Below are 24,036 nucleotides of genomic sequence, written 5' to 3'. Positions count from 1 at the left end.
AGGGGTAGAAAACCCTCCCAGGAAAACGCCCAGGCGCTACTCAAAAAGCCAATCCAAACCGCCAGGATGCCGCTTCTTATCAGCGCCCTGCTTGGGTGAATCCCCTTCTCCCGGGGGAACCCCTTGGGGTTCTCCGGGGGTTCGGTCGGTGCGTGGGTTGCGGGGCGCTTCCTTATCGGGCTCATCCCTGTTATCCCAGGGGTATTCTACCACAGCGGGTAGTTTTACGCCCTTCATTCCTTTGCGAGTAGACTTCTGGGGGGACAGGAGTTCCCTGACCCTGGGGAGTTCTTCGCCGAAGATGTCCCGGTATACCGTTTCGGGGATAATCAGGGTTGCTTCCTCAAAGTAGGCCATGGGAGATTTGACGTCCTCCGATATTCCCTTGATGAGGTTGCGGTGGTCCTTGACCCAATCTATGAGCTTCCAGGCCAGGCCGAGGCGCTCCAGGGCCTTCAGGGTTTCCCCGGGGAGAACATCCATCCCTTTGGGAAGAATGGCGATGGCCTTGTCGTTTTTCTCAAACCTAGCCCACCCCTGCCGCTTCCACTCGGGGAAGAAAGGGGGAGAGGTCAGGATTTCGGGCAACTGCTCCCGGTCCACATGGACCTTGGTGAGGGCCAGGGTTTTGGGGTCCCGGAAGAGCCTGACAGGGTACTGGCCTTCCAGCACCGCCTCTACCCATTCCCGGAAGCGGGACACGGGGGAACGCTCTGCTTCTTCCGGGACGGCGAAGAGCCTCCTTTCCACCTCTGCCATGACCTCTTCCGGGGCATTCCTGAGTTCCCCGAGGTATTTCCCGTAGGCGTACAGGGGATTGCGGTACCCCCCGATTTTTCTTTCGTCCACCCGGGGTAGCCACACCTGCACGGGATAGATGCCGGGGCCGATCACCAGGGCCTGGCCCTCCTGAAACTCGTTCATCTCCAGGGGGGATAGGAGTGCCCGGGCCACTTCCTTCTCCACCACCTGCAATCTGGGGTCAAAGACGGGGATAACCCCTGACCATCCCCGGGCTACGGCGGTTTCGTAAGCGGTGGTTTCCCCCATGAACCTGCTGAGGTACATGCGGTCCTCTATGGAGATGGCGTAGGGGAAGATGACCCAGTGTCCCAGGTTGTTCACGATGGCCCGGAACTCCGCTTCCCCGTAGTCCTTGATGCCCTGGTAGAGGTTCTGCAAGGTGAGCACATAGGCTATCTGGCGTTCCCGCACCGTTGCCAACATTACGTCCATGCCGGGCAGGTATCCCAGGTTGGCCCACTCGTCCAGGTAGATGATTACCGGGACGGGACACTTCCCACCGTGGTAGCGGGCTTCCCGCAACAGGGTACGGTTGATGTAGCGCACCACCATTTGCAGGAACACCTGCCCCACACCCTCCATAAGCTGGTCCTGGGGAATGCCGATGTAGAAGAAGGTGGGGGTGCGGGCGATTTCCGTGACATCAATCTCTTCCTCCTCGGTGCCCCGGCTGGTGGCCCTTTCAAGGCGGGGGTCGTCAAAGGGCTGGAGTTTGCCCAGAAGGCCCGCTATCAACCCCGTCTTCTGGTTCGGGGTCAGGTCAATGAAAAAGCCCATCTCTTCCTTGGCCCGTTCGTCCCCCAGGTCCTCCACGAAGCTTTCCACTTCCTTGTACCCCTGCTTCAGCAGGCGCACCAGCCTTCCCATGGACCCCGTGCCTACGGTGGCTTCCAGCCGAAGGAGCACCGAGAGGATAGCCCGTTCCTGCTCCTTGTAGAAGGTCATGGTGGTGGCCTTCTGGTCTACGGGGATAATCCCCTCGGCAATCTCCATGGCTACCAGGGGGTCGGCGGCATCCCGAAGCAGGGGGAGCTTTTTGGTACCTTCCGTGTACGGCAGGAAAAGCTCTATCCTGTGCCCGGTGTTCTCAAAGACGGGGATAAACCGGGGAAAGCCCTGGGTGTTGGGCCATTTCAGGTCTATGACCACCACGCTGTTGCCGTCCAGGGCATCCATCAGGAGGTTGGGTTCGTAGAAACGGCTGGTCTTCCCCGCCCCGGGCTGGCCCAGCACCAGGGTGTGGGCAAACCTGGCCCTGAAGGGATACCGAACCACTTTGCCCTCGTAAAGCCCCAACCACCCGCTCCGGTCCTTTCCGTGCAGGTACCTGCTCAGGTCGTCCTTGGTGGCGAAGCGGGAAAGCCCGGGAGCCTTCCTGGGCTTCTCGTTCAGCCTCACCCTGGCTAAGGCCGCCAGGGGAACCAGGGGAAGCAGGTAATAAGGCAGGTTGGCGTCAAAGCGAGAAGCCGCCTTGTTCTGGAACCACTGGTTGCAGGCACGGTTGCCCAGGCATTGAAAAACGCTCACACCCCGTGCCTGCAACTCCCCGGCGGCTTCCATAACCCCCCGGACAAAGGTCCAGAACCCGTAGACCATCCCCCCGAAGATGAGGAGGAGGGTCAGGACGAACACCGCCAGCCAAATCCGCTTTCCCGAGTTGTTCCCCACACCGGCTTTCATGGGCTATACCCTGATGGCCCCCGCCAAGCGGTTGACGGTCCAGGCGGAACCTATGATGATAGCCAGGGTAGAGATGATGAGAAGGGCGATGCTCACTAACCCCGATACCAGCCAGGTGGTCAGGGCATTCAGCATGTTGTTGAGGGGTGTGAGAAGGGCGTTGAAGGCGTTGTTAATCGCATTGGCCGCCCCGGACACCCGGTCCCCCATCCAGTCCACGAACCTCTGCCAGGCATTTTGCGGTTGTTGCTGTCCAGAGGAGCTGATGACTTCCTGGGCATAGGTTTCCACCTCGCTCCGCAAGCGGGCGATGTTGGCCTCGTTCACCTGCTTGATCTGCTCAGCCTGGGCCATGACCTGCTGTACCTGTTGCTGTATCTGCCGGACGCTATTGTGCATCATCAGTTGAACGGATGCCCCGAACACCAGGGGGGATGCCACCCCCAACAGAAGCCCGGACAGGTACAGGGTTGCCACGGCCCGAACCAGCCCGGAATACCCCAGGGCCAGACCCGTGGCGGCGAGGGGAAACAGTACCAGCGCCATGTACACCATGATTCCCGAAATCATCATGGCGGCGGTATAGGGAACGGTGAGCATGAGGGCTCCCCATCCTATCCTTTGGGTGCTGGCCCTCACCGCCTGGTAAACACCGGTTCCCGCAATACCCTTCTGGGCTCCACCCAGCTTCCCCTTGGCTTCCGTAGCCGCCCGTACCGCCACCTGCGCTCCCCTGACTCCACCCTTCAGCACCTGGGCGGTGAACCCACCCACCGCAAAGGTGCTGGCTACCACCAGGGTTTGCTTGGTCATGTCTTTCAGGTCGTTCAGGGCATTGCCCATGGCGTTAGCCACGGGGGACACACCTTTCCTTACCGCACTCTGGTGGGCGGCTTTCCACCCGTCGTAAAGGGCCGCCCTGAGGGCCTGTCCTTCCGGGCGGGTGCCCAGGTTGAAGAGAAGGAGGGCCACCATAGCCCGGATGAAAGTGGCCTGAGCCGCCATGCGGTTTCCCCAGGCGAAGAGGGCTATGGCCCATACGAAAGCGAACACAATAGCGGTTTGGGCCGCTACATTGAACCAGGTACTCAGACCTATACCCTGCACCCCGTTGATGAACTGCGAGATGAAGTAGGTGTAGTCGGGTATTCCGGGAAGGTTCATGCTTCACCTCCTACCACTGCAAGGACCCCCCGTCCGGCAGGTTGTCGGCCATGCTGGCTATATCAACGAACATGTTGCTGATGTTGCCCAGCTCCAGCTCCGCCTCCCTTGCTCCCTCATTGGCGGCAATGGCATACGCCTGAAGCTCAAACTCGGCCTGCCCCACCTCGTTCTCAGCTTGTTGCGCCATCTGGTCGTAGAGCCCGATAATGGACCCGTTGCTGTACAGTTGGGCCTGCAACTGGGCCTGCATGAAATCCAGCAGAAGGGGGTTGCTGGCGGCCTGCAGGCGAAGGAGGTAGGAAATGGCCTCCACGGTTATCTCCATCACCTCCCGGGCGGAAGCCGCCGTCTTAGCCCTCTCCACAAGCGTGTCCGCGACACCGGTTTTTACCACGCCGTTGGTGCTCTGCTCGGCTTCTTTCGGTGTGAGTATCTGCGATGTCAGCTTTGTCACATTGGTTAGGGACTCACCTTTTTTCTCCATTTCCTTGGCTATATTGGACACCGCCTCCACCGCACCCGCCCGCTTACCGATTTGCTTCACCTGGTTCATAAACTGCCCCAGGTATCCCGTGGCGATGGTGGGGTTGGTGTTCTTCTGCCGTTCCAGAAGGTCAGGTGGACTGTAGGCGGGGTATCTGCCGGTTAAGGGAAGGTATTTCTGCTTGGCGTCTTCCAGCATGGCTCTGGCAATGGCCTGCCGCAGAAGCTGAGGAGCCCGGCGGACATCCTTGGCAAAGTTCGCCAGGTCCTCCGCAAACTGGTTGACCCCGGGACCGATGTACCACCCCAGGGACTGCATGGTGCCCTCCAGGGCACCGATAAACATCTGCACCGTGAGGTCCTGCATGTACTGGCTGAAGTTGTCCGCAATCCACTTGAAGTTGCTGTACACGCTTTTAATGGTGCAGAGCCATTCCCAGTTGCTCCCGAAGTTGAACTGCCCGGTCAGGTTGCACCCCTGGTTCAGGAGATTGCCCAGGGTGTCCCAGAAGGTTTGCGCCCGGGAAGGGGTTCCCAGGGAGAGGATAGCGATTGTCAGAACCACTACCCACCGCTTCATGCTTCCCCTCGGGCCAGAGCAAGAAGGGCCTCCTTTAGACTACCATACTTTTCCACTGCCTGCTCTCTACGGATTTTGTCTTTCGCATCCGTAGTATAGGCCCAGTACTCCAGGGGGGAAACCCTCACCCGCACCACTCCCCCTTCCAAACCGGTTCCCGTCCGTAGCACCACCAGCACTTCCGAGTACTGCCCCTTCTTAAACTCCAGGTTCTTGTAGGCATTTCGGATGGCCCTCTCCGGGATGTTGAAGAGGTTCATGATGTGTTCTTCCTGCCCGGGGGCAGGAAGGAAGTAGTGGTAGTAGGTGTTGCTGATGATGCCCTGGGCGTACCCGGTGGTGAAGTCCTTAAGCTCCTGGGTGATGGCGTAGATGGCCGCACCGAAGGTCCGGCTCCGCCGGTACAGGCTCTCCACCACCGTAGCCCCGTACCGGGTTTTCAGAAGCGCCCAGGCTTCGTCCAGGACCACCAGTTTGGGTCCCGGCTTCTTGGCTATCTTCTTCCAGATGAGGTCGGAGATGAGGAGAAGCCCCACCTGGGTTAGCGGCCCATCGCTTCCCAACCTGCTGGTTTCAAAGTAGATGATGGGGCTGTCCAGGTTAACCGTGGAGGGGCGGTCTATCAACCTGCCGTATACCGAATCCCCGGTCCAGTTGTCCAGAACGTAGGCCAGCCGGTTGGCGATTTCCTTTTCCTGGGGACCCATGGGCTTGCCGTTGACCTGCTCCATGTTCCTCAGCTTCCGCACCACGGTGGAAAGGGTGAAGGGTTCCAGAATTTTGTTCCCGTGGACGTCTTCCTGCTGTTGCATGAGGTAGGTCTGCTCCACGGCACTCATGAAGATGGCTTCTTCCACGGAAGCCTCCTGTTCGTTTTGGGGCGGGGGCACCATGGCCCGGAACAGGGCTCGTATCAGGTCCCTCTTCTCTTCCGGGGGGAAGAGTTCACCTTCCCTGAGTTCAAAGGGATTGATGCTGGCTCCCTCTATTGGGTCCAGTACCACCACGCTCCCCCCCAGAAGCTCCACCAGGGACACATAGTTGAACCCCCGGTCCACGATGACGACCTCTATCCCCCTGAGGGCCACCTGGTTGATGAGGGACTGCACGAAAAAGCTCTTGCCACGTCCACTGCCCCCCACCACAATCCCGTGCTTGGCGGGGAACCGGTCGGAAAAGAGGTCTATCTGCACCGGCACACCCCCAGACCCCTCGTACACGGCCATGGCCCGGTCCAATCCCCGCCAGGGGGTCCAGGTGGGCATGAGGTCCGAGGCGTTGTCCTCCAGCAGGGTGGCCTTGTAGTAGGGCACCCTTCCCGACCCGGGGGAAAGGGAAACCCAGGCTTCAAAGAAATCGGCTACGGGAATAGCCCTGGCGGCTCCCACATTGGCAAACCTGCCTTTCGCCATGGGGATTTTGCGCTTGATGCTCCGCAAATCGTTTTCCAGGAGCACCAGGTGGATGCCCACCTCAAAGATGTGGCGGTTCTCCCCCTGCACCCGCCTCATGGCTTCCCCGTAGTTCTCCGCCTTGACATGCACGCTGGGGTCCACCACGGTATCGCTCTTGCTCATGGCCGTGGCGGTGCGCAAGGTGGTGGACATCCTTCGGAGTTCCCGCTCTATCGGCTTGTGGTACCAGTCCACCACCAGGTAAAACTCCCCTTCCGTCATCAGCAGAGCATCCGCTATGCCCGGCCAGGTCACATCCGGGGAGGTAGCCATGGCTATTCCGCCTATCCAGTAGTTGCCCACCCGGATGTACGTGGGATAAGCGTTATCCACCTCCGTCTGGGCTAACTGCTGGGTCAAACCACGGTAATCGGGGGTACCGTAAGGTGCCCGCTCCCTGGGCGGCTCGTACCTGGGGGTCGGCTTCTCGGGGTTGAACCACCGCCACATGACGCTGAAAAGCTCCTCGTCATCCGCCACTTCCACCTTTACCCCTGCGGAAGCCAACTGGACCGCCATCTCAGACCTCACGGCCTGGGCTTTGTCCATGGCTTCCCGCAACTCCCTCTCGGAAAACATCCCCCTTACCCTCCCCCGGGGGGGCGTGAGGCTTAAGAACCCGTAATAGCGCCAGGTGCGCAAAATGCCTTCTGCCGCCAGCTTTTCAAAAAGCCGGAGCTTCTCTTCAAAAAACACCTGCCCCATGGGGTGGGTGAAGGTTCCCCTTTCCCTTCGGATGGCCTCGAGGTATTCCTGGGCTTCCCTGCGGGCCTCTACCAGGAGGCGGAAGCGTTCCCCCTCGGGAACCGTTAACCGGAGAAACTGGGCGAACTTTTCCGTGAAGTCCAGAAGGTCCTGGTCGGAAAACAGGAGCATGGGGGGGAGGTGAATCCGCACCCCCACTTCCATCCTCCCGTCCCGGGTGAAGATAACCCCGTTCTCCAACTCCCACTGGTTAAGCTCATCGGCTAAAGGCAAGGTCTTCGTTCCCAAGAGGCTCATGGTCCGCTCCTTCATCGGGCAACCCAGCCCTGGAAAGGGTTAAGGGGATTTCCTTCTGGGGTTCGGAAGGGTAGTACACATCCGCTTTCGTGATAAACCGGATAAACCGCCAGCCAAAACCGTACCCGTAGTTGTCGTTAATCCAGATGCTCACCCTGTACACCAGCACCACGGCGGCCAGGGACACCAGCCCACGAACCCAGATGTTCGCCACCAGCGTCTGCACCACCTGAAGCGCCAGGAATCCTCCAAACAGAGAAGCAACAACTATCCCCAGGGGAAGACCAAAAAGCGTAAGGGAAGTGTCTAACCTGGGTACTCTCCTCCTCATCTCCAATCTCCTAACCTTGGAAAGGGGGACCGAAGTCCCCCTTTCCACACCCCAGGTACCGCCTTATGCGCAACCCGTGGCACCCAAAATGGTGTTGCCCAAAGTCTTCGCCGCAAGGAGAAGGGCACCGCCCGCAATAGCGGTGATAATCAGCCCCATGGAGTTCCGGTTCCCGATAATCAACCCGCCAAAGCCCAGGGCCAGCATGATGATGGCTAAAGCCGCCCCAAAAGGCCCGGTGACCGCATCCACGATGCCGCAAATGATGTTCTGAATCCGGGTCATCGGGGCAGAAAGGGGGTTGGCGGCCTGGGCCAGCACCTGGCTCCCCACGACCATCAGAACCCCCAGGGCCAAACCGGGATTGGCCTTCACCAGCTTCAGCACGTTCCTTGCCTTCACCATTCACCTCCTTCTCATCCAAACGCTAGCACATATCTCCTGGGGTTGTCAACTTGCCTAGTGATGCCGTAATATTCAATCGTGGAAAGTAAGAAGAAGGTGGACAGGGAAGCCATCAAGTCGGCCTTGAAGGAGAAGTACCCGGAGATGCCCGAGCCGGGTACACCGGCCTGGGTGAACTTCCTCAAGAGGCTTAAGGAGGAAGCCCCTGAGGATTACCGCTCTGCTCTCCTTTTGGGGGGCGGTCTTACCCAGGCGCTTCAGAGGGAAATCGCCCGCTCACAGCGCCGGGACGCCATCAACAACCTGTTTTCCCGCCTTTTCATGCGGGAACACCCCACCGGCAAAGTTCCCGATAAGAGGAAGATCGGGCTTCTTCTGTTCCTTGTGGTCGGGGGGCTTTTCGCTTTCGCCTTCTTCTTCGGCACCGCCCCCAAGAAGGAGGCCAAAGGGGGTGGTATAGGAGCGGTAGCGGCTGGAAAGTTGGCTGAAGGCGGTTCCGTAAAGGGGGAAGGGGAACAGAGTTTCCAAAGCTCCACCAAGGAGAGTGCTCAAAACACCCAAGGTCCAAACAAGGATTTACCGGTGGTAAACGCTTCGCCATCCGAGGGGTCCGTAGCGGGGGCGGTTTCTTCCCTTGCCGCCACGGATGGGTCCTCGTCTACCCCTTCGGCAACAGGTGCAAACGGTGCTTCGGCAACCGCCGGTGCTACCGGCGGGACCGGTGCGGTTCCCAACCTGCCGCCTCCGCCACCGCCTGTGTACGGTTCTTACGGGAGCAGTGCTCCGCCGCCACCAGATTCTTCACTGGCTTCGGGTCAGACTGGCGGGTACACGGTTTCCCCGCCCCCCATGGTCCTCTATGCGGCTTCTGGTATGCCTCAGGGGGCTTCACCTGCTCCGCAAGCGGCTTCACCGGCTCCCGCTCCTACGGTGGAGCAGACGGCTTCCGGTCAGAGCCTTCCGGGGGGCATGCAGGTTTACACGGGGCAGACCGGGGGGATGCTGGTGGTTTCCTCGCCCGCTCCCTCGGGCATGAGCGTATCCGGGGTGGGGCAGGAAGCCACCCCTACGCTACCGCCTGTAAACCCGCCCAGCTACCCATCTGAGATGCCGGGAGGTGGTCGGTGATGCGGGCTTTGACCTGGGGGTTGTTGTTGATGGGGGCCGTTTTGGCCCAGTCTGTTCGTCACGGGCAAAGCCCGTACCTTGAGGACCCCTGGGTGCTGTACCAAGCGCCCAGGGAGAGCAAGCCTGCGGAATCCCAGCCTGCGCCCCCTCCACCGTCTTCAGCCCCACTGCCCACCCCAGGGTTGCCTTCTCTGCCCGGTATGCCCTCATTTCCTTCTCCTGTTCCGGCCCAGGCTGCTTTCCCGTCAGGGAAACACCCCCTGCCGGGGACTTTAATGAAGGGCAAGCTCCTCACCGGGGTTTATCTTGTTCCCGGGAAAACCGTCCCGGTGGCTGTGGAGTTGGAGGACGGGGCCGTGCTGGTGGGCAGGGCCAGGTTTGACCCCACGGGGCGGGTTTGGATTGACCTGGACACCATGGTCAAGGAAAAGCAGGTGTTCAGCGTCAACGCCGTGGCCCTGGAAGCTACCGAGGCCACCCATGGACTACCGGCCAGGGTAGGGGAAGAGGCTCCCACCCTGCTGGCCGATTTGGTTCGGGGGTCTTTGGGGGGCATCTCGGATTTTGTCAAGGCCACCCTGGAGGCCACCACCGTGGTGCCTCTGCCCGGTGGGGGACAGGCGGTTCAGAAGACGGTTCCTTCGCTGGAACTTTTCCTTCTGGCACGGGCCGCAAACCTTGTGGCCCTTCCCCAAGACCAGACGGCGGTCATCCGCACGGTGAAGGTGGACCGTGGCACAACCCTCTATGTCCTCTTCTTACCCGGTGCTGACCAGGGGAATGGCCTCCAAACACCGGCTTCCCCTGGAAGGTAGGGTTTCTCGCCGGATAGAAATCGCCAGGGAAAAGGCCAAGGGGGGGAATAGGGTGGTTCTGGATGTCTACCCTCTCCCCCCCTTTGCCGAACTCCCGGACACCGCCCTCTACCACGCTCTCCTGGCTACTCAGGCGGTGCTTCTGCTGGCTCCTTCCCAATGGGAAATCCCCCTTTACGGGGATACCTTAACCCCCGATGCCTACATGGTCTTCCCCTGGGGAGAAGCCTACCTGGAAGTGGACACCGGCCACTACACCAGGGAGGTGGTCAGGGATAAGTTGCGTTTCTTCACAAAGAACGCCGACAGGCTCTTCTGGGCTTCCCCTAGCCGCTCACGGCTTCTCTGGGTTCAATCGCTTGCGCAAACCTTGCAAACGCCTCTAACCCCGCTGTGGCTACCTCCTGTGGGATAGGTTCGGCTGAAGGGTGTTTTTTGAGAAACTTCCCGAACCGCCTGTGTGGGGCGGGGAGGAACCAGAACACCCCTCCCGTCTGAAACACATACCGGGCAAGGTTTTCGTACAAACGCTTAACCCCGGAAGGGCTGTATCCTCCCCATTTGACCGCAAGGAAAACCGTTTGTCCCACGGGGGAGGCGAAGACCAGGACTTCCCCTATCCTGCCTTTCAGGGTGTATCCTTTGGCTTCCAGGACCTTGGCGAAAGCGTACCGCACGAGGGCGTTCCTGGCCCCATCGGAAGACGGCGTGTAGTGCGGGTAAGAGAAGTACCCTTCCCTGCCGTACCTGTCCAGCACCAGGACCTCACCCCACAGGTACCGCTCCCTCTTCAGGCCCCGCACCTCGCCTTCACACACCGGCAACACCCCAAAAAACCTGGCCCTATCCAGGGGATTGTTCTGGTATTCCTTATAGTTCAGCGCAAGGACCCTCCTCATTTCACCACCATGGAAAAGTACCCCCTCAGCACCGCCACCACCTGGGGGCTGTCCACGATAACCCAGATGGCCTTCCCCCTTTCCACCTTCCGGCCCAAAAACCACCGGTTATCCGCCAGGATAAACCCCCCGCTGAAGGGGGTGCCCCCTAACCGCACCACTTTGGCGTCCTTGGCCCAGGCGGGGGGCTTTTCACTGCCCAGGACCAGGGTAATCCGCTTGCCCTTAAGGGCATCCCCGATGCGCTCCGGAGGCAGGCCCACCACAAAGGCCTCCCGCACCTGGTTCACCACAAACCAGTAAAAGGTGTCCTCGTCTACTTCCCTTACCTGCGGCAGGCCCTGGGCCAGGGCCAGGCCCAAAAGCACCACAAGGCTCAAAAGCGCACGCCTCACCTCGTTTCCTCCTCCCTCCTGGCCGCGTCCGCCACATACCGGGTGGCGATGTTCACCACCAGGGCCACCTTGGAACTCACCGGCCCGTCAAAGGTGAGCCAGAGCCACCGGTCCGGGGTGGAATACCCCGGGGCGAACAGGTAGGGCTTCCCCCCGGACCACACCAGGGGCAGGCCCAGCAGAACCCGGGAAAGCTCCGGGCTGTCCCTCTCGCCCCCCACCCCCACCACCTTGAAGAGGTTGGGGTCATTGAGGGACTTCAACTTCTCCTTAAGCCGCCTTGCGGTGGTGGTGTCCGTGACCACATAGGCCTTGCTGATCCGCATCCCCCCAGGGGGACAGGTGTAGATGGGCACACCCCCGTAGGAGATGTTCTGGCAGGTGCCCCCCTTGGCGATGAGGATGAGGTAGTCCAGGATGGCCTCCACCCCGGCTCCCGAACCCACAATCATGATGTCCCCCCGGTTAAACCCTGACAGGACCTCATTCCACCCGGCGGGGTAGAGCATGTCGTCGGGAAAGCCGCACATCTTGAGGGTCAGGCAGAGCACGCACTTGGTAACCTTGTACACCCCCCGAAAGACCAGGCTGGGCTGGCTGAAGTCCAGTTGGGAAAGGGACTGGGGGTTGCAACTCATCACCGCCCCCACCCGTTGTAGGTTGTTGCTGATGCCCCCCCAGTCCAGATTGCTGAGCCAGTCAAACTGGGCCAGGGCGGGGCTTAGGGCTAAAGCGGCCAGCACGAGCATCCTACGCATGGTTCACCTCCCTAAAAGAGGCCGGTACAGGGCCGAAAGGTCCGGGGCGATGCCCCCCAGGTCCCCAAGGACCTTGTAGGGCGTCCCCTTCACCCCGGGTATCTCATACCCCTCGGGCACAGAAACCCAGCGCCAGTGGGTCCTCTCCGCCACAAAGGGCAGGGTGTAGGGGGCCACCCCCAGGGGCTGGGCCGGGCCTTCCAGGGGAGGGGACGGGTAGGCCAGCACGCATGGGGGGCAGTACTCCATGCGGATGTCAATGGTGATGGGCACGTGCCAGTACACGATGAGCCGGGATAGCTGGCTCCAGGCCCAGCCTACCCAGTTGCTGGCGTTGATTTGGGAAAGGTCAATGTTGCGGACGTCAGGGATGTTGGTGGCCTCCATGATGTTCATGGCCTGGAAGAAGGTGGTGTACCCGAAACTCTCATAGACCGGCAAGGAAGCTGGGCCCAACCACCGCTTGGCCTCCTCAAACTTCCAGAGGCCGGGGCTTTCCTTCCCCGCCTTGATGGGCTCGTTCTGGGGCTTGTTGCCCGTAAGCTGGGCCACATCGTTCCCCGCCTTCACCGCCCAGTCCACCTTCATGAGGGCGCTGGCGGCGCAATCCGCCACCTCATCCAGGCTTCCCGTGCACCCCTTCAGGACCGGTATCCCCTGGGTCAGGGTGCGCAGGGGGCTCTCAATCAGGCGCACCAGGCCCTGCTTCAGGGTGTCCGCCAGCCCCGGGATGCCGTAGAAGGCCCGGGAGTTGTACAGGGTCCTCGCCGAGCGGTAGAAGTGCACATAGTAGTAGACCTTCTCCACCTCGCTCCCGGTTCGGTCAATCAGCCCCTTGTAGGTGTTCCACATGCCCTCCAGGGACTGCCACAGGGCCTGGGGGTCCCGGGGCACCAGTTCCGTGTACACCGGGGCCACCACCGCCCCACCGTTCAGGAGGTGCCCCTGCCAGGGGATGGGGAGGTAGACCTTGGGGGCTCCCAGGTTGGCGAAGTCCGTTATACCCAAGTTGCTGACGAAACTCCCTGGGTCCGAGGGCCTGGGCTTCAGGAGGATTTCCGCCACCTCCCGGAGGTACTCGGGGTAGTACTTCTGCCAGGCGTGCTCCATGGCCGCCTTCACCCGGGCATCGGCGGCGTCCCAGTTAAACCAGAGGGGTCTCGAGGGGTACCCGGGGGTGCGGAAGACCTCCCACCCCTGCACCATCACCTTAAACCCCGGGATGTACATGATGGGGAGGATTTCCAGCCCCAGGTCATCGCAGAAGTCCTGCCTGGGAATCTGGGGGATGGGCAGGTACCGGTCCAGGCTGTGGAGCCCCGCCGAGGCCATTTTTCCCGGGTCAAAGGGGGTGAGCTTCCCCAGCATGGCGGTGTCCAAGCTCTCCGAGGGGATGTTCAGGCGGAAGTCCGGCAGAGGCGGATTCAGGTCCGGCCCCTTCAGGCCGAAGGTGCAGTAGGCCAGGTAGAAGGCGGGGTTGTTCAGGGCCGTTATCACCCGCCAGTAGTACCGCTCCTCAAACCTCTGCCAGGCCTTCCGGAGGTCCCTAGCTACCTCCCGGGTGGCCTCCAGGCTGGACATGGGGAGGCGGAACTCGTGGGCCTGGGCCTCCGCCCAGGGGAGCCGGTCCTTGCACTGGTTGGGGTCCTTTTGTGAGTCGCATGGACCCTTCTGGTAGTCCCGGAAGCGGTCCTTCCTCAACACCTCCAGGTAGGGCCACTTCCCCTTCAGCACCTGCTCCAGCCGGTAGTCGGGCTGGGAGAGGAGGTACTTGGTCCAGTCCTGGTACTGAGGCCCCGGGTTCTGCTGGGCCAGTGCCAAGCCCAAGAGAGGCAGAGCGAACAACGCCCTCATTACTTCCCCCTTTCCTGGCACCACTGGGAGAGGGGTTTATACCATACCCTCCCCTCCTCCCGGTTCAGGGCGGCGTAGGGATTCCGGTCGGGCAGGAGGCTACGGGTGATGTAGGTCACGTAGGGGTCCCCCTCCACCGCCTCAATCTCCCTGCCCTGGGGCATCAGGTACCCCTCGAGGCCAGGGATGCGGTACCGCTTCCCTTCCGCCGTCACATACCCTCCCGCCTCCACGGGCCGGTCGTTGTCCTTGGCCGCCCGCCAGGTGGTCTGCCAGCGGGAGAGGTACCAGTAGACGTAGTAGCCTTGAATGGTTTCCCGAAGGGGGTAAACAGTAAGGTTGTGCTTCCAACGGCTATCCGTTACGTAGGAGTAAAACCTATCTTCCCAATCCACGAACCGATAGGTGTAGCGGTATTCGCTGACCGTAGTCCCTCTCCACCTTCCGGCAGTGTCGTAGATTTGGCAGACGGCTTCGTAGATGTACGTGATTTCGTCAAATCCGCTATCGTAGCTGTGTTCGATTCCTATTTGCCTCGTGAGCCGACAATCCCTGATGGTCAGGCTTTCCCCGTTGTGGAGGTAGCTATGGGGGGGACCTTGATTGATGTACCAGGGAGTTGTAGCGGTTTCCGTTTGGCTAGTGTCCACGCTCACAGTACCCTGCTTGTATACCCGCGCATATCCCCGGTTCCGGTCTTGGGCATCCAGCGCCGGTTCTACCCGGATCCAGGTGTTGGTGCTCACCCCCTTCACCGAAAGACGAATCGTTTCCCAGCCGTTTCCTAGGTCAAAGCTGTCCTTGCCGTCCCAGTTCCCCCTATAGGTGCGGTAGTCCACATACCCCACGGGACCAAGGCTGGTTTCCTTAAACTGCACCTGGGCCTTCAGGTTGGCCTGGGAGATGCACCCGTAGAGGTACGCCCGGGCCTCGGGCAGGTCCGAGGTCGTGGGCACCAGGGCCACGGTCTGGCTCAGGCAGTCTGGTCCGTCGGGCCAGTCGGGCCGGTCCACCAGGTACCGCCCCGCCATGGCCGCCCCCTTCTGGCTGGCGTTCTGGGGAGGCCAGATGACCGCCAGGGCGTCCTTTTTGTCCAGGGAGGGCCTGGGAAGGACGTGGAAGCGGGGGTCAGACCGGTAGACCGTGGGGCAGTAGCTGGTGGCCGTGCCCTCGGGGACCACAAAGCGCACCGGTCCCCTCACCCGGGCCTGGAACTCCTGGGCCAGCTGGAAGGTCCAGGGGGTAACCTCGGGCACGAAGAACCATAGCTCGCTCCCCCGCACCAGCCTCCCGAAAAAGGCCCTCAGCTTAGCCATGCTGTCAATCAGGCTCTTCTGGGCCAGGTCCCGGTCCTGGGGGCTAATCCCGGCGAAGATGCTCCCCCCGGAAGGGGGCCGGTAGCTTTCCATTCCCGGGTAGCGGTAGCGCTCCGGGCTTCCCCCTGGGGGCCTGGCCGTGAGCCACCCTCCCGTTTCCATGGGCACGGGGTTGTCCGGGGAAGCCTGCCAGGTCTTGGTGCCCTGAAGGGGCCAGACGGCGTACTCCACCCGGTAGCGGTAGGGTTTGTTGTAGGCGTCGTACTCCGTGGTCACGCCCGCCTTGCCCCTGAGCCGGTTCTGGCTGTCGTAGAGGTCGTACACCTGCCCGTTGGGGTAGGTGCCCGGGGTGAAGCCGGAAAGGCTGAAGGTGTCGCACCCCCCCACGCACAGGTAGAGCCTGCCGTTCCAGGTGAGGGACTGGTAGCTGGTCCCCTGGATGGGGTTGGTCCCGGTTTCCAGGTAGAACTCCACCCGCACCCGGTAGCCCTCCTGGGCGTTGCCCTCCAGGTACCCCCGCACCTCCGTGGGGGGCCTGGGGCCGTCCAGAAGGCCCACCTGGGCCAGGGTTAAGGATAGAAAGGGCAAAAGCGCTAGCAACCGCATAAACCCTCCTGCTGTGTCCTAAAAAGCCCATACCCCATCAGGGAAAGCCCTATCACAGGGGCCAGGGGTACCAGGGCCAAACCGAAGGCGAAGGAAAGAAGGGAAAGCCTCATGGGTACTGCCTCCCTCTTTGGAACATGGGGTCAATCATCAGGAGGGCCTTCAGGGTGGGCACGATGCCCGTGGGGGTTTCCACCAGGGCCAGGCACCGCCTGCCCTCCTGGGTGTCCTTGTAGAGGCGGCAGGACTGGAGGACCTGGTTCCTTTCCTCCTCGGGAACCCCGGGGTACTCCCGGTCCGAGGGGTCGTAGTACTTGCGGGGGATGAGCCGGTCCAGGAGGAGGTAGTCGTGCCTCCAGCCCTTGACCATGAGGAAGGTCTTGATTTCCACCTTGGGACCGATGTCCGCCCCTCGGCTGTTCTGAGCCCCAAAGCAGAAGGTGATGAAGCCTCCGCAAAGCCTTCCGGTGTAGAGGAGGCCTGTGAGGATGCTGGGCACATCGGTGAGGATTTTGATTTCCCCGGCGGGGTCTGCCCTCTGGCAGATGCCCAGCCAGTTGCAGTCGTAGAAGTACCCCTGGGCCACCTTAGCGAGGGCGCTTTTCACCGGGTCGTTGATCTCCTTGGCGTAGGCGTAGGCCACCATGCTGGCGGTGGCCCGCTTGTGGTCCTCCACGATGCGGTTGGCAAGGTCTGCTAAGACGGCGTCATAGCTGGTACCCGCCCTCTGCTCCCATGAGATGTAGGCGTAGGCGGTCTGGCTGGTGCTCACCACCTGGCTCCGCACCTGCCAGTACCGGGTGTTGGGAACCTCCTGGCAGTAGGAGGGAGCCGTGTAGCTGGGGTAAACCTGGTAGTTCTGGTTGTAGGTAACCGTTTGCCAGTTGCTCCCATTCCACTGCTGGGTGGTGCACTTGAAGGTTGCCCACTGCTCCCGCCAGTACACCAGGGCCTCGGCGTAGAAGGTGTGCTTCCCGTTGTCCCGGTCGTCCAGTTCACGGGTGCTGGTGCTCACCGAGGGACACCCCTGCACCCACTGGCTCCTGTTCGGCCCTTGAAGGGGCGGGCTGTACCCCGGGGTGCCCCAGTTTACGTCCTTCAGGGCCAGTTGGCCCCCGTTCCAGCGCACCCGCACCCAGGCGGTGGCGGAAGGGTTGGTGGTGCTGGCGCTCACGGTGAAGCTCCCCCTCTGGGTCAGGGCGTTGGGGAACACCTGGAGGGAAATCTGGGGCATGTACACGGGAAGCTCCTTGTAGTCGGGAGGCGTCATCTGCACCTGGCAGGTCTGGGCCAGGGCCAGGGATAGGAAAACGGCTCCCAAGGCTAGGAAACGCATACTCACCTCGGGAGCCATTATACAACTATCGTAGACTTATGGCCCAGTAGGTGGCTTATAGGTGATAGTGAAGGATGCCGTCTGCCCTGCCAGCACCTGAACGGTTCCCCCAGGAGGCTCAGGGTTGTACTGTGTTCCGCCCACCACCACCGAGTAAGCCGTGATGGTGTAGGTGCCGGGAGCAAGGGTGAGGACCTGGCTCCGGGTGATTATCTGGTCCCCACCGGGGCCGGACACCACCACATACCCCTCGGTGCCTGCGGGGGCACCCTGGAAGAGGATGGACAGGGCAAGCTGGCCCGTGCTGGGAGATACCTGCACGCTCAGGGTCTGCGTGCGGCTCACGCCACCCCCCTCGGCCTTCACCACCAGGCTGTAGGTGCCCGGGGCCACGCCGATCCCCACGCTCAGGACCAGGGGCACATCCGTGGGGCCGTTCGGGCTCACGGGTCCCCCGGAAAGGCTGAACCCAGCAGGCGGGTTGACCAAGGAGAAGCTAATCTGCCCGCTGAAGCCGTTCTGGGGGCTTACCGAAGCGATGAGGGTGGCGCTCTGCCCCTGGGATACGCTCACGCTTTGGGGGGAGAGGGAGAAGGTGAAGTCCGGCTGGGGTATCACCAGGGAGAAACCGGCGCTGGCGCTGACGCCCTGTCCCTGGGCGGTGAGGGTGATGGGGTAGGTGCCCGGGGCCACGCCGGTGCCCACACTCAGGATGAGGGTTGCCTGGGTGGTGCCGCTCACCTGCACGGTGCTGGGGCTTACGCTAACCCCGCTGGGTGCTCCTTGCAGGCTGAAGTTCACCTGGCCCTGGAAGTTCTGAGGAGTCAGGGTCGCCCGAAGGGTACCGGTGGCTCCCCTGGGGATGGTGAGGCTGGTGGGTTCCAGGGTCAGGCTGAGGGATGCCGGGCGATTCTGGTAGGCCACCTGCACCTCGGCCCGGCCTCCCGCCTGGACATTGGCCGGGGAGCCGGAAACCTGAGGTACATAGGTGCCCACGGGGTCGGCCTCCACAAAGTAGGTGCCTGCGGGCAGGGTAAGGAGGCGGCTTTCCGTGAGGGAGGCCACGCCGGTCCCGTTTCCGTCCCGCACCCGCACCCGGGCCTGGGTGCCCGTGGGCAGGCCCTGGATGGTGATGAGTAGCTCCCCGGTGCGGACTTCCCTGGCATAGGTGAAGGTTTTGGAAACCGTGCTTCCCGGGGCCAGGACCACATAGTCGGAAGCTGGGGAAGGGATGTACCTTTCCCCGGCGTAGGAAACCGCATCGGCCCGCAAGGTGTACACCCCGGGGCGTAGGGTCAGACGCCCTGTGGACTTCACCACCTGGTTGACACCCTCACCGGAAACCCGAAGGCTTCCCTCCGCTCCCTCGGGCAACCCCTCTATCACCAGGATGAGAGTGGCAGGAAGGGTGTCCCGGTCCACCTGGTAGCTGACCCTCACCTGCACCACCTTCCCGTACTCCACCCTGGCAGGGCTCCCTTCCACCGTGGGGACATACCGCTCCCCAGAGGGGCCTTCCACGGCCTCCGCCACCACCTCATAGGTGCCTTCGGGCACCTCAAGGACCTGTGAGGCGGAAACCGCCTTCCCCAAAGGCTGGACCACCACCCGGGCTTCCACTCCCGATGGAAGCCCATCTACCTGAACGGACAGCTTCCCCGTCAAAGACCCCTGCACGCTGGTACAGGCCCCCAGGAGCAGGAGAAGCAGAAGGGACAGCATCCTTACCACTGGTACACCACCCCCAAACCAAAACGGGACACAATAGGCCCGCTCCCGAAGGGGTACGACTGCACCCCCTCTACCGCCAGCGACAACCCGCCAATCAAATCCGCCTTAAGGCCAAAAGAACCTTCACCATAGTTGAAGCCGGGACCGTAAAATCCCCGGCCCACACCCAGGCCCAGACGGTACCCCACGCCCTCGCCCTCAAACCGGTATCCTACCCCGGCGGAAACATACGGCCCGGGATTTCCCAGAGCCCCCAATATCCTCAAAGAAAGCCCCGAACGCAAGGTGTACTCCACTATGGCGAACCCTGAGTCCAACCCCGTGAGGTACACCCCCAGGCCAAAGGCCTTCGGATAGCGCACCTTGGGAACCTCCCCCCTAAGACGGCTGAGGTCCTCCCTGAGCGCCCGCACCTGGGCTTCCACGGAGTCCAACCTGTCCGTGAAAAGGGAAACCTTCCGCTCCAACTCCCCTACTTTGGCCCCAAGGGCTTCCACGGAAGCCAGCTTCCCGCTCAACTGGGTAAGGCTGGCATTAACACCGGCCCACTTTTCCTCCAAAACCCGGCGGTCCTCTTCCCTTGCCGTCTTCAGGGCCTCACCGAAATCCCTCAGCCTGGCATCCACATTCCGCAAGGCTTCACCAAGGGTGTTCAACTCCTCCCGGTAGTCCTTGAGGGATTTGTAAACCAGACCTTCCAGGTCGGAAAGGCGGGCAGAAACTTCCTGAAGCTGGCGCAGAGCCTCCTGAGAACCTTCCACACCCTTACCGGCCAGGGCGGAAAGCTCCGCCTCCAGAGAAGCCAGCTTGGCCTGAAGGTCCTTGAGGCTGTCCGCTAAACCCCCTACCGCCTCCTGGGAAGCCAGGGCCTCCTTGCGCCAAAGCTCCACCGCCTGGACAAGCTCCTTCAGCTTCTCCACATCCTCCTGGGTAAGCTCCCGCAACTCCTTGAGCCGGTACTGGAGGATAAGCCGCCACAACAGGGCCGCCACTTCCCCACGGGTTGTGTTCATGTCCAACCGCAAAGACCCATCGGGATACCCGTAAAGGATGCCCTCCTGCGCCAACTGCTTGGCGGCCTCCTCAGACCACCCCTGCGCCATCCCTAAAGAAACCAGGGCCAGAAGGGCTACCCAACGCCTCATCACTTCACCTCACCCCACCGCTGGCTCAACACTACCTGCCGCCCACTGCCCACCACCGTGGCCGTCCAAGTAAGCTCCACCGGCGGCGTTCCCCGCTCAATCAGGAACGCCCCCCGCTCCGTTTCGTTGGGCAGAAGCCTACCCGGTACCGCCGCTCCTTCCCGCCAAAGAAGCCGGAAGGAAAAAGGCCCATCCTTCCCCTTGAGGGAAAGCCGGGCAGGGTCCAGCACCACCGGATCCCGCCCCACGTTCAGCACCCGGTACTCCAAAAGCAACCCTCCCCCCGCCCTGGTAAGGGTAAACTCCCCCTGAAGGGGATTGAAGGGGACATCCCCCTTAACAGACGCATCTCCCCTGGAAGCCGTTTTGCTTTCCGGGAGCGGCGTGGGGAAATCCGTGGTCTGCTGAGGATACCGGACGCGGTAGCGGTAAGTGGTGAAGTTCTTCTCGTCTATCACCAGGCGGAGCAGAAACACCCTTCCCCCAGCCGTCACCACCAAATCGGTGGTTCCCGCCCGCTTCGTGGGCCTCAGGTAAATGCTGTTGCCAAAGACCCGAAGCTCAAACAGGTCCGAACGGGCAGAAACCGCCTGCTCCACCTGCTCGTCCACATCCACCACCGTCAGGAACCCCGGGGTCAAAACCACAATGCCGGGACGCACCATCAAATCCCGGACATCGTAGACCCGCTCCACATAAGGCCCCAACTGTGCCCAAGCGCCTAAAGCCGTACCGAGAATGCCGATTGCAAGCACCTTGTGAAACGCCGACAGCTTCACCTGCTACCTCCTGGCTAGAAAAAGCGGTAAGTTCTGGCGATTACGCCCTCTCTCACCACCAACCTCAGCCGATACTCCCTCCCATCCTGAAGCATCACCCAAAGCTCCCCTTCTCCCTCCTTCACCAGGGGGCGTAGGAGAACAAGGGCTCCTTCCAGAACCTGAACCTGCACATAAGGCCACCCTGTGGCTACATACCTCACCCCCTCGCCAAAACGAAGCACCGTGGTGGCATAAGGCACCAAATCCACCTGGTACACACGAACCCCCCGCCGCTCAAACCCAAAAGACCCCGCCGCTGACCCCAAAGGGATAAGCATCGGGGCTAAACACACCAAAACCCACATCCATCGCCTAAGCAGAGAGCCCATCCGCCATAGATTATACACGGTAGGCGAAAGTTGACCAACCGCTACTGAAGTAGTAAGATGTGAACGATCCGAAAGGAGGGGAAGATGAGGAAGAGGAAGTGGCATGAGGACCTCCCTGCTTTAAGGAGGGAAGTGGTAGAGGTGGTAGAGGTGGCAAGGGAAGAACCCCTTGTCAAGAGGGGACCTCTACGGGTGATACCCGTAGAGGTGGTTGAGGTCAAGAGGAAAGGTCAGGAGGGTTCCCGCATCTTGAACTTTATCAAGTTTTGGGGAACCATTTTCTGGGCCATTGCGGGCTTTTGGCTCGCAATGGCCTTGGTGGCCAGACTGCTCGGCTTCTGACCTCAGAAGCCCAGCCCACCCCTGACCCCAGGGGTGGGTTTTCGGTTTTGGCTATTCCAGTCCCAGGGCCTTCAGCCGGTTCTCGGCTTCCTTGAGGACAGTGCTTTCTACCGGGACTTTGGGAGGAGAGTTCAGGATGGCCCGGTAGACGCTACGGGCTTCGTCAAGGCGTCCAAGGCCCTCCAGGGCTTTGGCCCTTTCCAGGACCACCCGGTAGAAGGAGTAGAACCCCTGGACATAGGGCAACATCCCCTTGAGTTCCTCCCAGGCCTTGAAGTACTCCTGGGCGGTGTCCAGGGCTCCACCGTAATCCCCTGTCCTCACCTGGGCTTTTACCAGAAGCTCCAGGGCCAGGAGCTTCTGAGGCATCCGCCCCTGGACCGGTGGAGCGGCGAACCGCATCAGGATACGGGCATCCCTCACCGCCTTCACAGGCTCCACCTGCAAGTAGGCTTCCGTCCGCCGGTACCCGTAAAGCCAGATGTCCCTCCCCTGCCGGTCAAAAGCATAGGGTGCAAGCCTCCTCAGCCCGGAGTTGAAGTAGAATGCCGCCTGGCCGTAGTCCCCGGAAGCCGCATGGTAGACCCCATAGAGATACATGAACTCCGGTCCGGCCCCACGCCCGGAAGCATCCGCACTCCTCTTCTGCGAGGAAAGCAGGGCAAAAGCCTCGTCCCTCACCCGGTAGTCCGGGTGCTCCAGGGAACTCTCCGCCACCTGGGGAAGCGGCTCAGGACCCCGATACGTGCCGCTCCCAGGCAGAACCCCGAGAAGGTCCACCTCACCTAAAAAACCGCCCACAGTGGGCGCACAGGAAGCCAGCAGAAGAGCCAGGAACAAAACCCACCTGCTCCCAGACACGCCTCACCTCCCTAAAAATCCCAGGTCATACCCCAGGGCAAACACCAGGGTTGCCAGCAGGAAGCCCACACCCAGAAGGGTGAAGCCCAGCTTCACCGCCTCCGCATACCGCCATCCCTTCAGCCAGGCCAGGAGCACCTGCCCGCCATCCAGGGGAGCTATGGGCAAAAGGTTGTACCACCCAACAATCAGGTGCAAAGCCACCCACAGCCCTAAAACCCCCTCTATACTCCCCACCACCGATGCCCCCTGCTTGAAGAAAGCCAGAAACCCGGTGGCATCCGCCGGGGCAGTGCCCCTGAAGAAGTCCACCAACCCCTGCACCAGCAGGTAAGGCAGGGAAAACATAAGCTCCGAAGTCCGAACCAGAGGACCCCAGCTTCCCATCCACAGGGAAAGCAGAACAGCCCCCGCAAGGGCTCCCAGAAAGTTCATGGCAGGACCCGCCAGGAAAACCCAGGTAAGCCTCACCGGGGACAGACGGTCCACCTCCCGCTGGTCAGGGGCTACAAAACCCAGAAAGGGCACCAGGCCCAGGCGGTACTCCACCGCCTTGAAGTGCTTTCGCCACACCCAGGGAGGCCCGCCCAGGGCGAAAACCTCCACCCTGACTCCATAGCGCCGCAAGGCCAGAAAGTGGCCCAGTTCGTGCAGGCCCAGGATGAGGTAGACCATCAGTACCAGCGTCAGCACCTCAAGCATGAGTTACCTCCTGCTTACGCGAATCCGTCTGCTTGCCGGATGGCCCCACATAGGGAGCCACGGGCTCACTGGCCTTATGCCGCCGGTCCTCGGGCAGATGCCGGGCCAGGCGCAAGACGGCGTCCCGCAAATCCCCGGGACTCGCTTCAGCGGCGAGAAGCTCCAGCAGGAAGAGAACCTCCGCCTCATCCCCCTCCGCCCGAAGGCGCACCGCCGCCTCCACCGCACCCACATCCCCCGTAAGCATGACCGCCTCCACCACAGGCACAAGCTCCCGCCACCCCTCACGGGGGGCCTTGCGGTTGGGGAGCTTGTAAGCGTAAGGACTGTGGGCCAGAACCAGGGCCATCACCCCGGCCTCCCCTACCCTGCCCTTCTTCAACAAGTCCTCAAACCGCTCAAACTCCCGGTTGAGAAGCACCTTGTACCCCAGGATAAGCGCCTTTCCCAGGAAAGTGTCCGAGCGAAGAACCTCCAGAATCTTAACCACCAACTCCCGCTTGTTCCGCAAGCGAACGGCCCTCATGCCAACCTCCCACACCTATGCCCAGGCGTTCCACCATAACCCTGCGAGAAGCCAGGAACCTCACAGCAAAAAGTAGGTCGTCAGCGGAAACCTCATGCCCATATCGGCGATGCAAAAGCTCCAACCACCTGGCCTCGGGCCAGGTCCCCTCCCGCTTCAACCGGTACAGACCCTCCAAAGCCTCCCGCTCCCCTAAGCGAAGCAACTCCGCCGCCAAAGGGTCCAGCTCCTTCCAGCCTCCCAGGGGCCTGACCCGGTGGTCCTTGTGAAACCAGGGAGAACGCACCATCATCACCGAAAGCACCGCCGCATCACAGGTCTTCCCTTCCTCAACAAGCCGTAAAAGCTCCCGCACCTCCCTCCGCCACAACACCCCCACGGCCTCCAAAAGGGCCAGGCCCTGAAAAACCTTCCCACCCTTCAAAAGACGCAACACCTCAAGGCTCAACCGCACCACCGGCTTCACACCAAAACCCTCCCCAAAAGACCGGCCCAGAAAGCGTAGGTGGGTCCAGCGCTCAACAAAACCCCCCCGATGTAGGCAATGGCCTCCTGAGGATTCCTGA

22 protein-coding genes are annotated in these 24,036 nt (G+C 61.5%); 2 read left to right on the top strand and 20 right to left on the bottom strand.

Going from position 1 to position 24,036, the window contains the following annotated elements; all coding sequences use genetic code 11:
• Nucleotides 1-36 precede the first annotated feature (36 nt).
• From F604_RS0100235 to F604_RS0100210, 6 genes are read right to left on the bottom strand one after another with little or no spacing between them, the layout of a single operon-like run.
• On the bottom strand, nucleotides 37-2,484 hold the full coding sequence (locus tag F604_RS0100235; protein ID WP_155984128.1) for a type IV secretory system conjugative DNA transfer family protein: 2,448 nt from the start codon (nucleotides 2,482-2,484) through the stop codon (nucleotides 37-39).
• 3 nt (nucleotides 2,485-2,487) lie between these two features.
• A complete protein-coding gene (locus tag F604_RS0100230; protein WP_019549909.1) occupies nucleotides 2,488-3,648 on the bottom strand; it encodes a hypothetical protein in 1,161 nt (386 codons plus the stop codon).
• 10 nt (nucleotides 3,649-3,658) lie between these two features.
• Entirely contained in the window at nucleotides 3,659-4,714 is a 1,056-nt protein-coding gene (locus F604_RS0100225) for a hypothetical protein (protein WP_019549908.1), read from the bottom strand.
• The gene (locus F604_RS0100220) at nucleotides 4,711-7,170 is read right to left on the bottom strand and encodes a TraG/VirB4 family ATPase (RefSeq protein ID WP_019549907.1); all 2,460 of its coding nucleotides are present in this window, start codon (nucleotides 7,168-7,170) and stop codon (nucleotides 4,711-4,713) included. The genes F604_RS0100225 and F604_RS0100220 overlap by 4 nt, the downstream gene beginning before the upstream one ends.
• Nucleotides 7,130-7,549, bottom strand: a complete 420-nt coding sequence (locus F604_RS0100215; RefSeq protein WP_248644078.1) for a hypothetical protein — start codon at nucleotides 7,547-7,549, stop codon at nucleotides 7,130-7,132. Before F604_RS0100215 ends, F604_RS0100220 begins: the two co-directional genes overlap by 41 nt.
• 15 nt (nucleotides 7,550-7,564) lie before the next feature.
• Nucleotides 7,565-7,906, bottom strand: coding sequence for a TrbC/VirB2 family protein (locus F604_RS0100210; RefSeq protein ID WP_019549905.1), 342 nt, complete (start codon nucleotides 7,904-7,906; stop codon nucleotides 7,565-7,567).
• Nucleotides 7,907-9,309: 1,403 nt separating this feature from the next.
• Here F604_RS0100210 and F604_RS11700 point away from each other — a divergent pair.
• On the top strand, nucleotides 9,310-9,849 hold the full coding sequence (locus F604_RS11700; RefSeq protein WP_019549902.1) for a hypothetical protein: 540 nt from the start codon (nucleotides 9,310-9,312) through the stop codon (nucleotides 9,847-9,849).
• A 326-nt stretch (nucleotides 9,850-10,175) separates the two neighbouring features.
• Here F604_RS11700 and F604_RS12810 read toward each other — a convergent pair whose 3' ends face one another.
• From F604_RS12810 to F604_RS0100140, 10 genes are all read right to left on the bottom strand, one after another.
• Nucleotides 10,176-10,748 (bottom strand): hypothetical protein, encoded by a 573-nt coding sequence (locus F604_RS12810; RefSeq protein ID WP_155984127.1) that lies wholly within the window; start codon nucleotides 10,746-10,748, stop codon nucleotides 10,176-10,178.
• Complete coding sequence (locus tag F604_RS0100185) at nucleotides 10,745-11,143, bottom strand: hypothetical protein (RefSeq protein WP_019549900.1); 399 nt, start codon at nucleotides 11,141-11,143, stop codon at nucleotides 10,745-10,747. Before F604_RS0100185 ends, F604_RS12810 begins: the two co-directional genes overlap by 4 nt.
• Nucleotides 11,140-11,901 (bottom strand): hypothetical protein, encoded by a 762-nt coding sequence (locus F604_RS0100180; RefSeq protein ID WP_019549899.1) that lies wholly within the window; start codon nucleotides 11,899-11,901, stop codon nucleotides 11,140-11,142. The genes F604_RS0100185 and F604_RS0100180 overlap by 4 nt, the downstream gene beginning before the upstream one ends.
• Nucleotides 11,902-11,904: 3 nt before the next feature.
• Nucleotides 11,905-13,755 carry a hypothetical protein gene (locus tag F604_RS0100175; RefSeq protein WP_019549898.1) on the bottom strand — a complete coding sequence of 617 codons (1,851 nt, stop codon included), beginning with the start codon at nucleotides 13,753-13,755 and terminating at the stop codon, nucleotides 11,905-11,907.
• Nucleotides 13,755-15,677 carry a hypothetical protein gene (locus tag F604_RS0100170; RefSeq protein WP_019549897.1) on the bottom strand — a complete coding sequence of 641 codons (1,923 nt, stop codon included), beginning with the start codon at nucleotides 15,675-15,677 and terminating at the stop codon, nucleotides 13,755-13,757. Before F604_RS0100170 ends, F604_RS0100175 begins: the two co-directional genes overlap by 1 nt.
• Nucleotides 15,678-15,786: 109 nt before the next feature.
• On the bottom strand, nucleotides 15,787-17,013 hold the full coding sequence (locus F604_RS0100160) for a hypothetical protein (RefSeq protein WP_019549895.1): 1,227 nt from the start codon (nucleotides 17,011-17,013) through the stop codon (nucleotides 15,787-15,789).
• A gap of 36 nt (nucleotides 17,014-17,049) precedes the next feature.
• Nucleotides 17,050-18,735: a COG1470 family protein gene (locus F604_RS12805; protein ID WP_019549894.1), complete on the bottom strand. Its 1,686-nt coding sequence runs from the start codon at nucleotides 18,733-18,735 to the stop codon at nucleotides 17,050-17,052.
• Nucleotides 18,736-18,737: 2 nt separating this feature from the next.
• The gene (locus F604_RS0100150) at nucleotides 18,738-19,889 is read right to left on the bottom strand and encodes an S-layer homology domain-containing protein (protein ID WP_019549893.1); all 1,152 of its coding nucleotides are present in this window, start codon (nucleotides 19,887-19,889) and stop codon (nucleotides 18,738-18,740) included.
• The gene (locus F604_RS0100145; RefSeq protein ID WP_019549892.1) at nucleotides 19,889-20,584 is read right to left on the bottom strand and encodes a TrbG/VirB9 family P-type conjugative transfer protein; all 696 of its coding nucleotides are present in this window, start codon (nucleotides 20,582-20,584) and stop codon (nucleotides 19,889-19,891) included. The genes F604_RS0100150 and F604_RS0100145 overlap by 1 nt, the downstream gene beginning before the upstream one ends.
• A 98-nt stretch (nucleotides 20,585-20,682) precedes the next feature.
• Nucleotides 20,683-20,928, bottom strand: coding sequence for a hypothetical protein (locus F604_RS0100140; RefSeq protein ID WP_019549891.1), 246 nt, complete (start codon nucleotides 20,926-20,928; stop codon nucleotides 20,683-20,685).
• Nucleotides 20,929-21,123: 195 nt separating this feature from the next.
• Between F604_RS0100140 and F604_RS0100135 the strand changes: the two genes are divergently transcribed.
• The gene (locus F604_RS0100135) at nucleotides 21,124-21,381 is read left to right on the top strand and encodes a hypothetical protein (protein ID WP_019549890.1); all 258 of its coding nucleotides are present in this window, start codon (nucleotides 21,124-21,126) and stop codon (nucleotides 21,379-21,381) included.
• Nucleotides 21,382-21,432: 51 nt separating this feature from the next.
• Here F604_RS0100135 and F604_RS11695 read toward each other — a convergent pair whose 3' ends face one another.
• The 4 genes from F604_RS11695 to F604_RS0100115 form a co-directional block, all read right to left on the bottom strand.
• Nucleotides 21,433-22,161 carry a hypothetical protein gene (locus tag F604_RS11695; RefSeq protein WP_126170297.1) on the bottom strand — a complete coding sequence of 243 codons (729 nt, stop codon included), beginning with the start codon at nucleotides 22,159-22,161 and terminating at the stop codon, nucleotides 21,433-21,435.
• Between the two features lie 84 nt (nucleotides 22,162-22,245).
• Nucleotides 22,246-22,944: a site-2 protease family protein gene (locus tag F604_RS0100125; RefSeq protein ID WP_019549888.1), complete on the bottom strand. Its 699-nt coding sequence runs from the start codon at nucleotides 22,942-22,944 to the stop codon at nucleotides 22,246-22,248.
• Nucleotides 22,937-23,470 carry a hypothetical protein gene (locus tag F604_RS13065; RefSeq protein ID WP_155984126.1) on the bottom strand — a complete coding sequence of 178 codons (534 nt, stop codon included), beginning with the start codon at nucleotides 23,468-23,470 and terminating at the stop codon, nucleotides 22,937-22,939. Before F604_RS13065 ends, F604_RS0100125 begins: the two co-directional genes overlap by 8 nt.
• Nucleotides 23,427-23,936 (bottom strand): hypothetical protein, encoded by a 510-nt coding sequence (locus tag F604_RS0100115; protein ID WP_019549886.1) that lies wholly within the window; start codon nucleotides 23,934-23,936, stop codon nucleotides 23,427-23,429. Before F604_RS0100115 ends, F604_RS13065 begins: the two co-directional genes overlap by 44 nt.
• Between the last annotated feature and the right edge of the window lie 100 nt (nucleotides 23,937-24,036).

Origin of the sequence: Thermus scotoductus DSM 8553 (assembly GCF_000381045.1) — a bacterium.
Taxonomy (GTDB): Bacteria; Deinococcota; Deinococci; order Deinococcales; family Thermaceae; genus Thermus; species Thermus scotoductus.
The sequence above is the reverse complement of the archived record's forward strand: the minus strand, read 5'-3'. Positions and strand labels throughout refer to the sequence as shown.

What these genes read in the sequence shown, in the direction of transcription:
- F604_RS0100235 (WP_155984128.1), bottom strand. Translation starts at nt 2,484, where the DNA reads ATGAAAGCCGGTGTGGGGAACAACTCGGGAAAGCGGATTTGGCTGGCG.
- F604_RS0100230 (WP_019549909.1), bottom strand. Translation starts at nt 3,648, where the DNA reads ATGAACCTTCCCGGAATACCCGACTACACCTACTTCATCTCGCAGTTC.
- F604_RS0100225 (WP_019549908.1), bottom strand. Translation starts at nt 4,714, where the DNA reads ATGAAGCGGTGGGTAGTGGTTCTGACAATCGCTATCCTCTCCCTGGGA.
- F604_RS0100220 (WP_019549907.1), bottom strand. Translation starts at nt 7,170, where the DNA reads ATGAGCCTCTTGGGAACGAAGACCTTGCCTTTAGCCGATGAGCTTAAC.
- F604_RS0100210 (WP_019549905.1), bottom strand. Translation starts at nt 7,906, where the DNA reads ATGGTGAAGGCAAGGAACGTGCTGAAGCTGGTGAAGGCCAATCCCGGT.
- F604_RS11700 (WP_019549902.1), top strand. Translation starts at nt 9,310, where the DNA reads ATGAAGGGCAAGCTCCTCACCGGGGTTTATCTTGTTCCCGGGAAAACC.
- F604_RS12810 (WP_155984127.1), bottom strand. Translation starts at nt 10,748, where the DNA reads ATGAGGAGGGTCCTTGCGCTGAACTATAAGGAATACCAGAACAATCCC.
- F604_RS0100180 (WP_019549899.1), bottom strand. Translation starts at nt 11,901, where the DNA reads ATGCGTAGGATGCTCGTGCTGGCCGCTTTAGCCCTAAGCCCCGCCCTG.
- F604_RS0100175 (WP_019549898.1), bottom strand. Translation starts at nt 13,755, where the DNA reads ATGAGGGCGTTGTTCGCTCTGCCTCTCTTGGGCTTGGCACTGGCCCAG.
- F604_RS0100170 (WP_019549897.1), bottom strand. Translation starts at nt 15,677, where the DNA reads ATGCGGTTGCTAGCGCTTTTGCCCTTTCTATCCTTAACCCTGGCCCAG.
- F604_RS0100160 (WP_019549895.1), bottom strand. Translation starts at nt 17,013, where the DNA reads ATGCGTTTCCTAGCCTTGGGAGCCGTTTTCCTATCCCTGGCCCTGGCC.
- F604_RS12805 (WP_019549894.1), bottom strand. Translation starts at nt 18,735, where the DNA reads ATGCTGTCCCTTCTGCTTCTCCTGCTCCTGGGGGCCTGTACCAGCGTG.
- F604_RS0100150 (WP_019549893.1), bottom strand. Translation starts at nt 19,889, where the DNA reads ATGAGGCGTTGGGTAGCCCTTCTGGCCCTGGTTTCTTTAGGGATGGCG.
- F604_RS0100135 (WP_019549890.1), top strand. Translation starts at nt 21,124, where the DNA reads ATGAGGAAGAGGAAGTGGCATGAGGACCTCCCTGCTTTAAGGAGGGAA.
- F604_RS0100125 (WP_019549888.1), bottom strand. Translation starts at nt 22,944, where the DNA reads ATGCTTGAGGTGCTGACGCTGGTACTGATGGTCTACCTCATCCTGGGC.
- F604_RS13065 (WP_155984126.1), bottom strand. Translation starts at nt 23,470, where the DNA reads ATGAGGGCCGTTCGCTTGCGGAACAAGCGGGAGTTGGTGGTTAAGATT.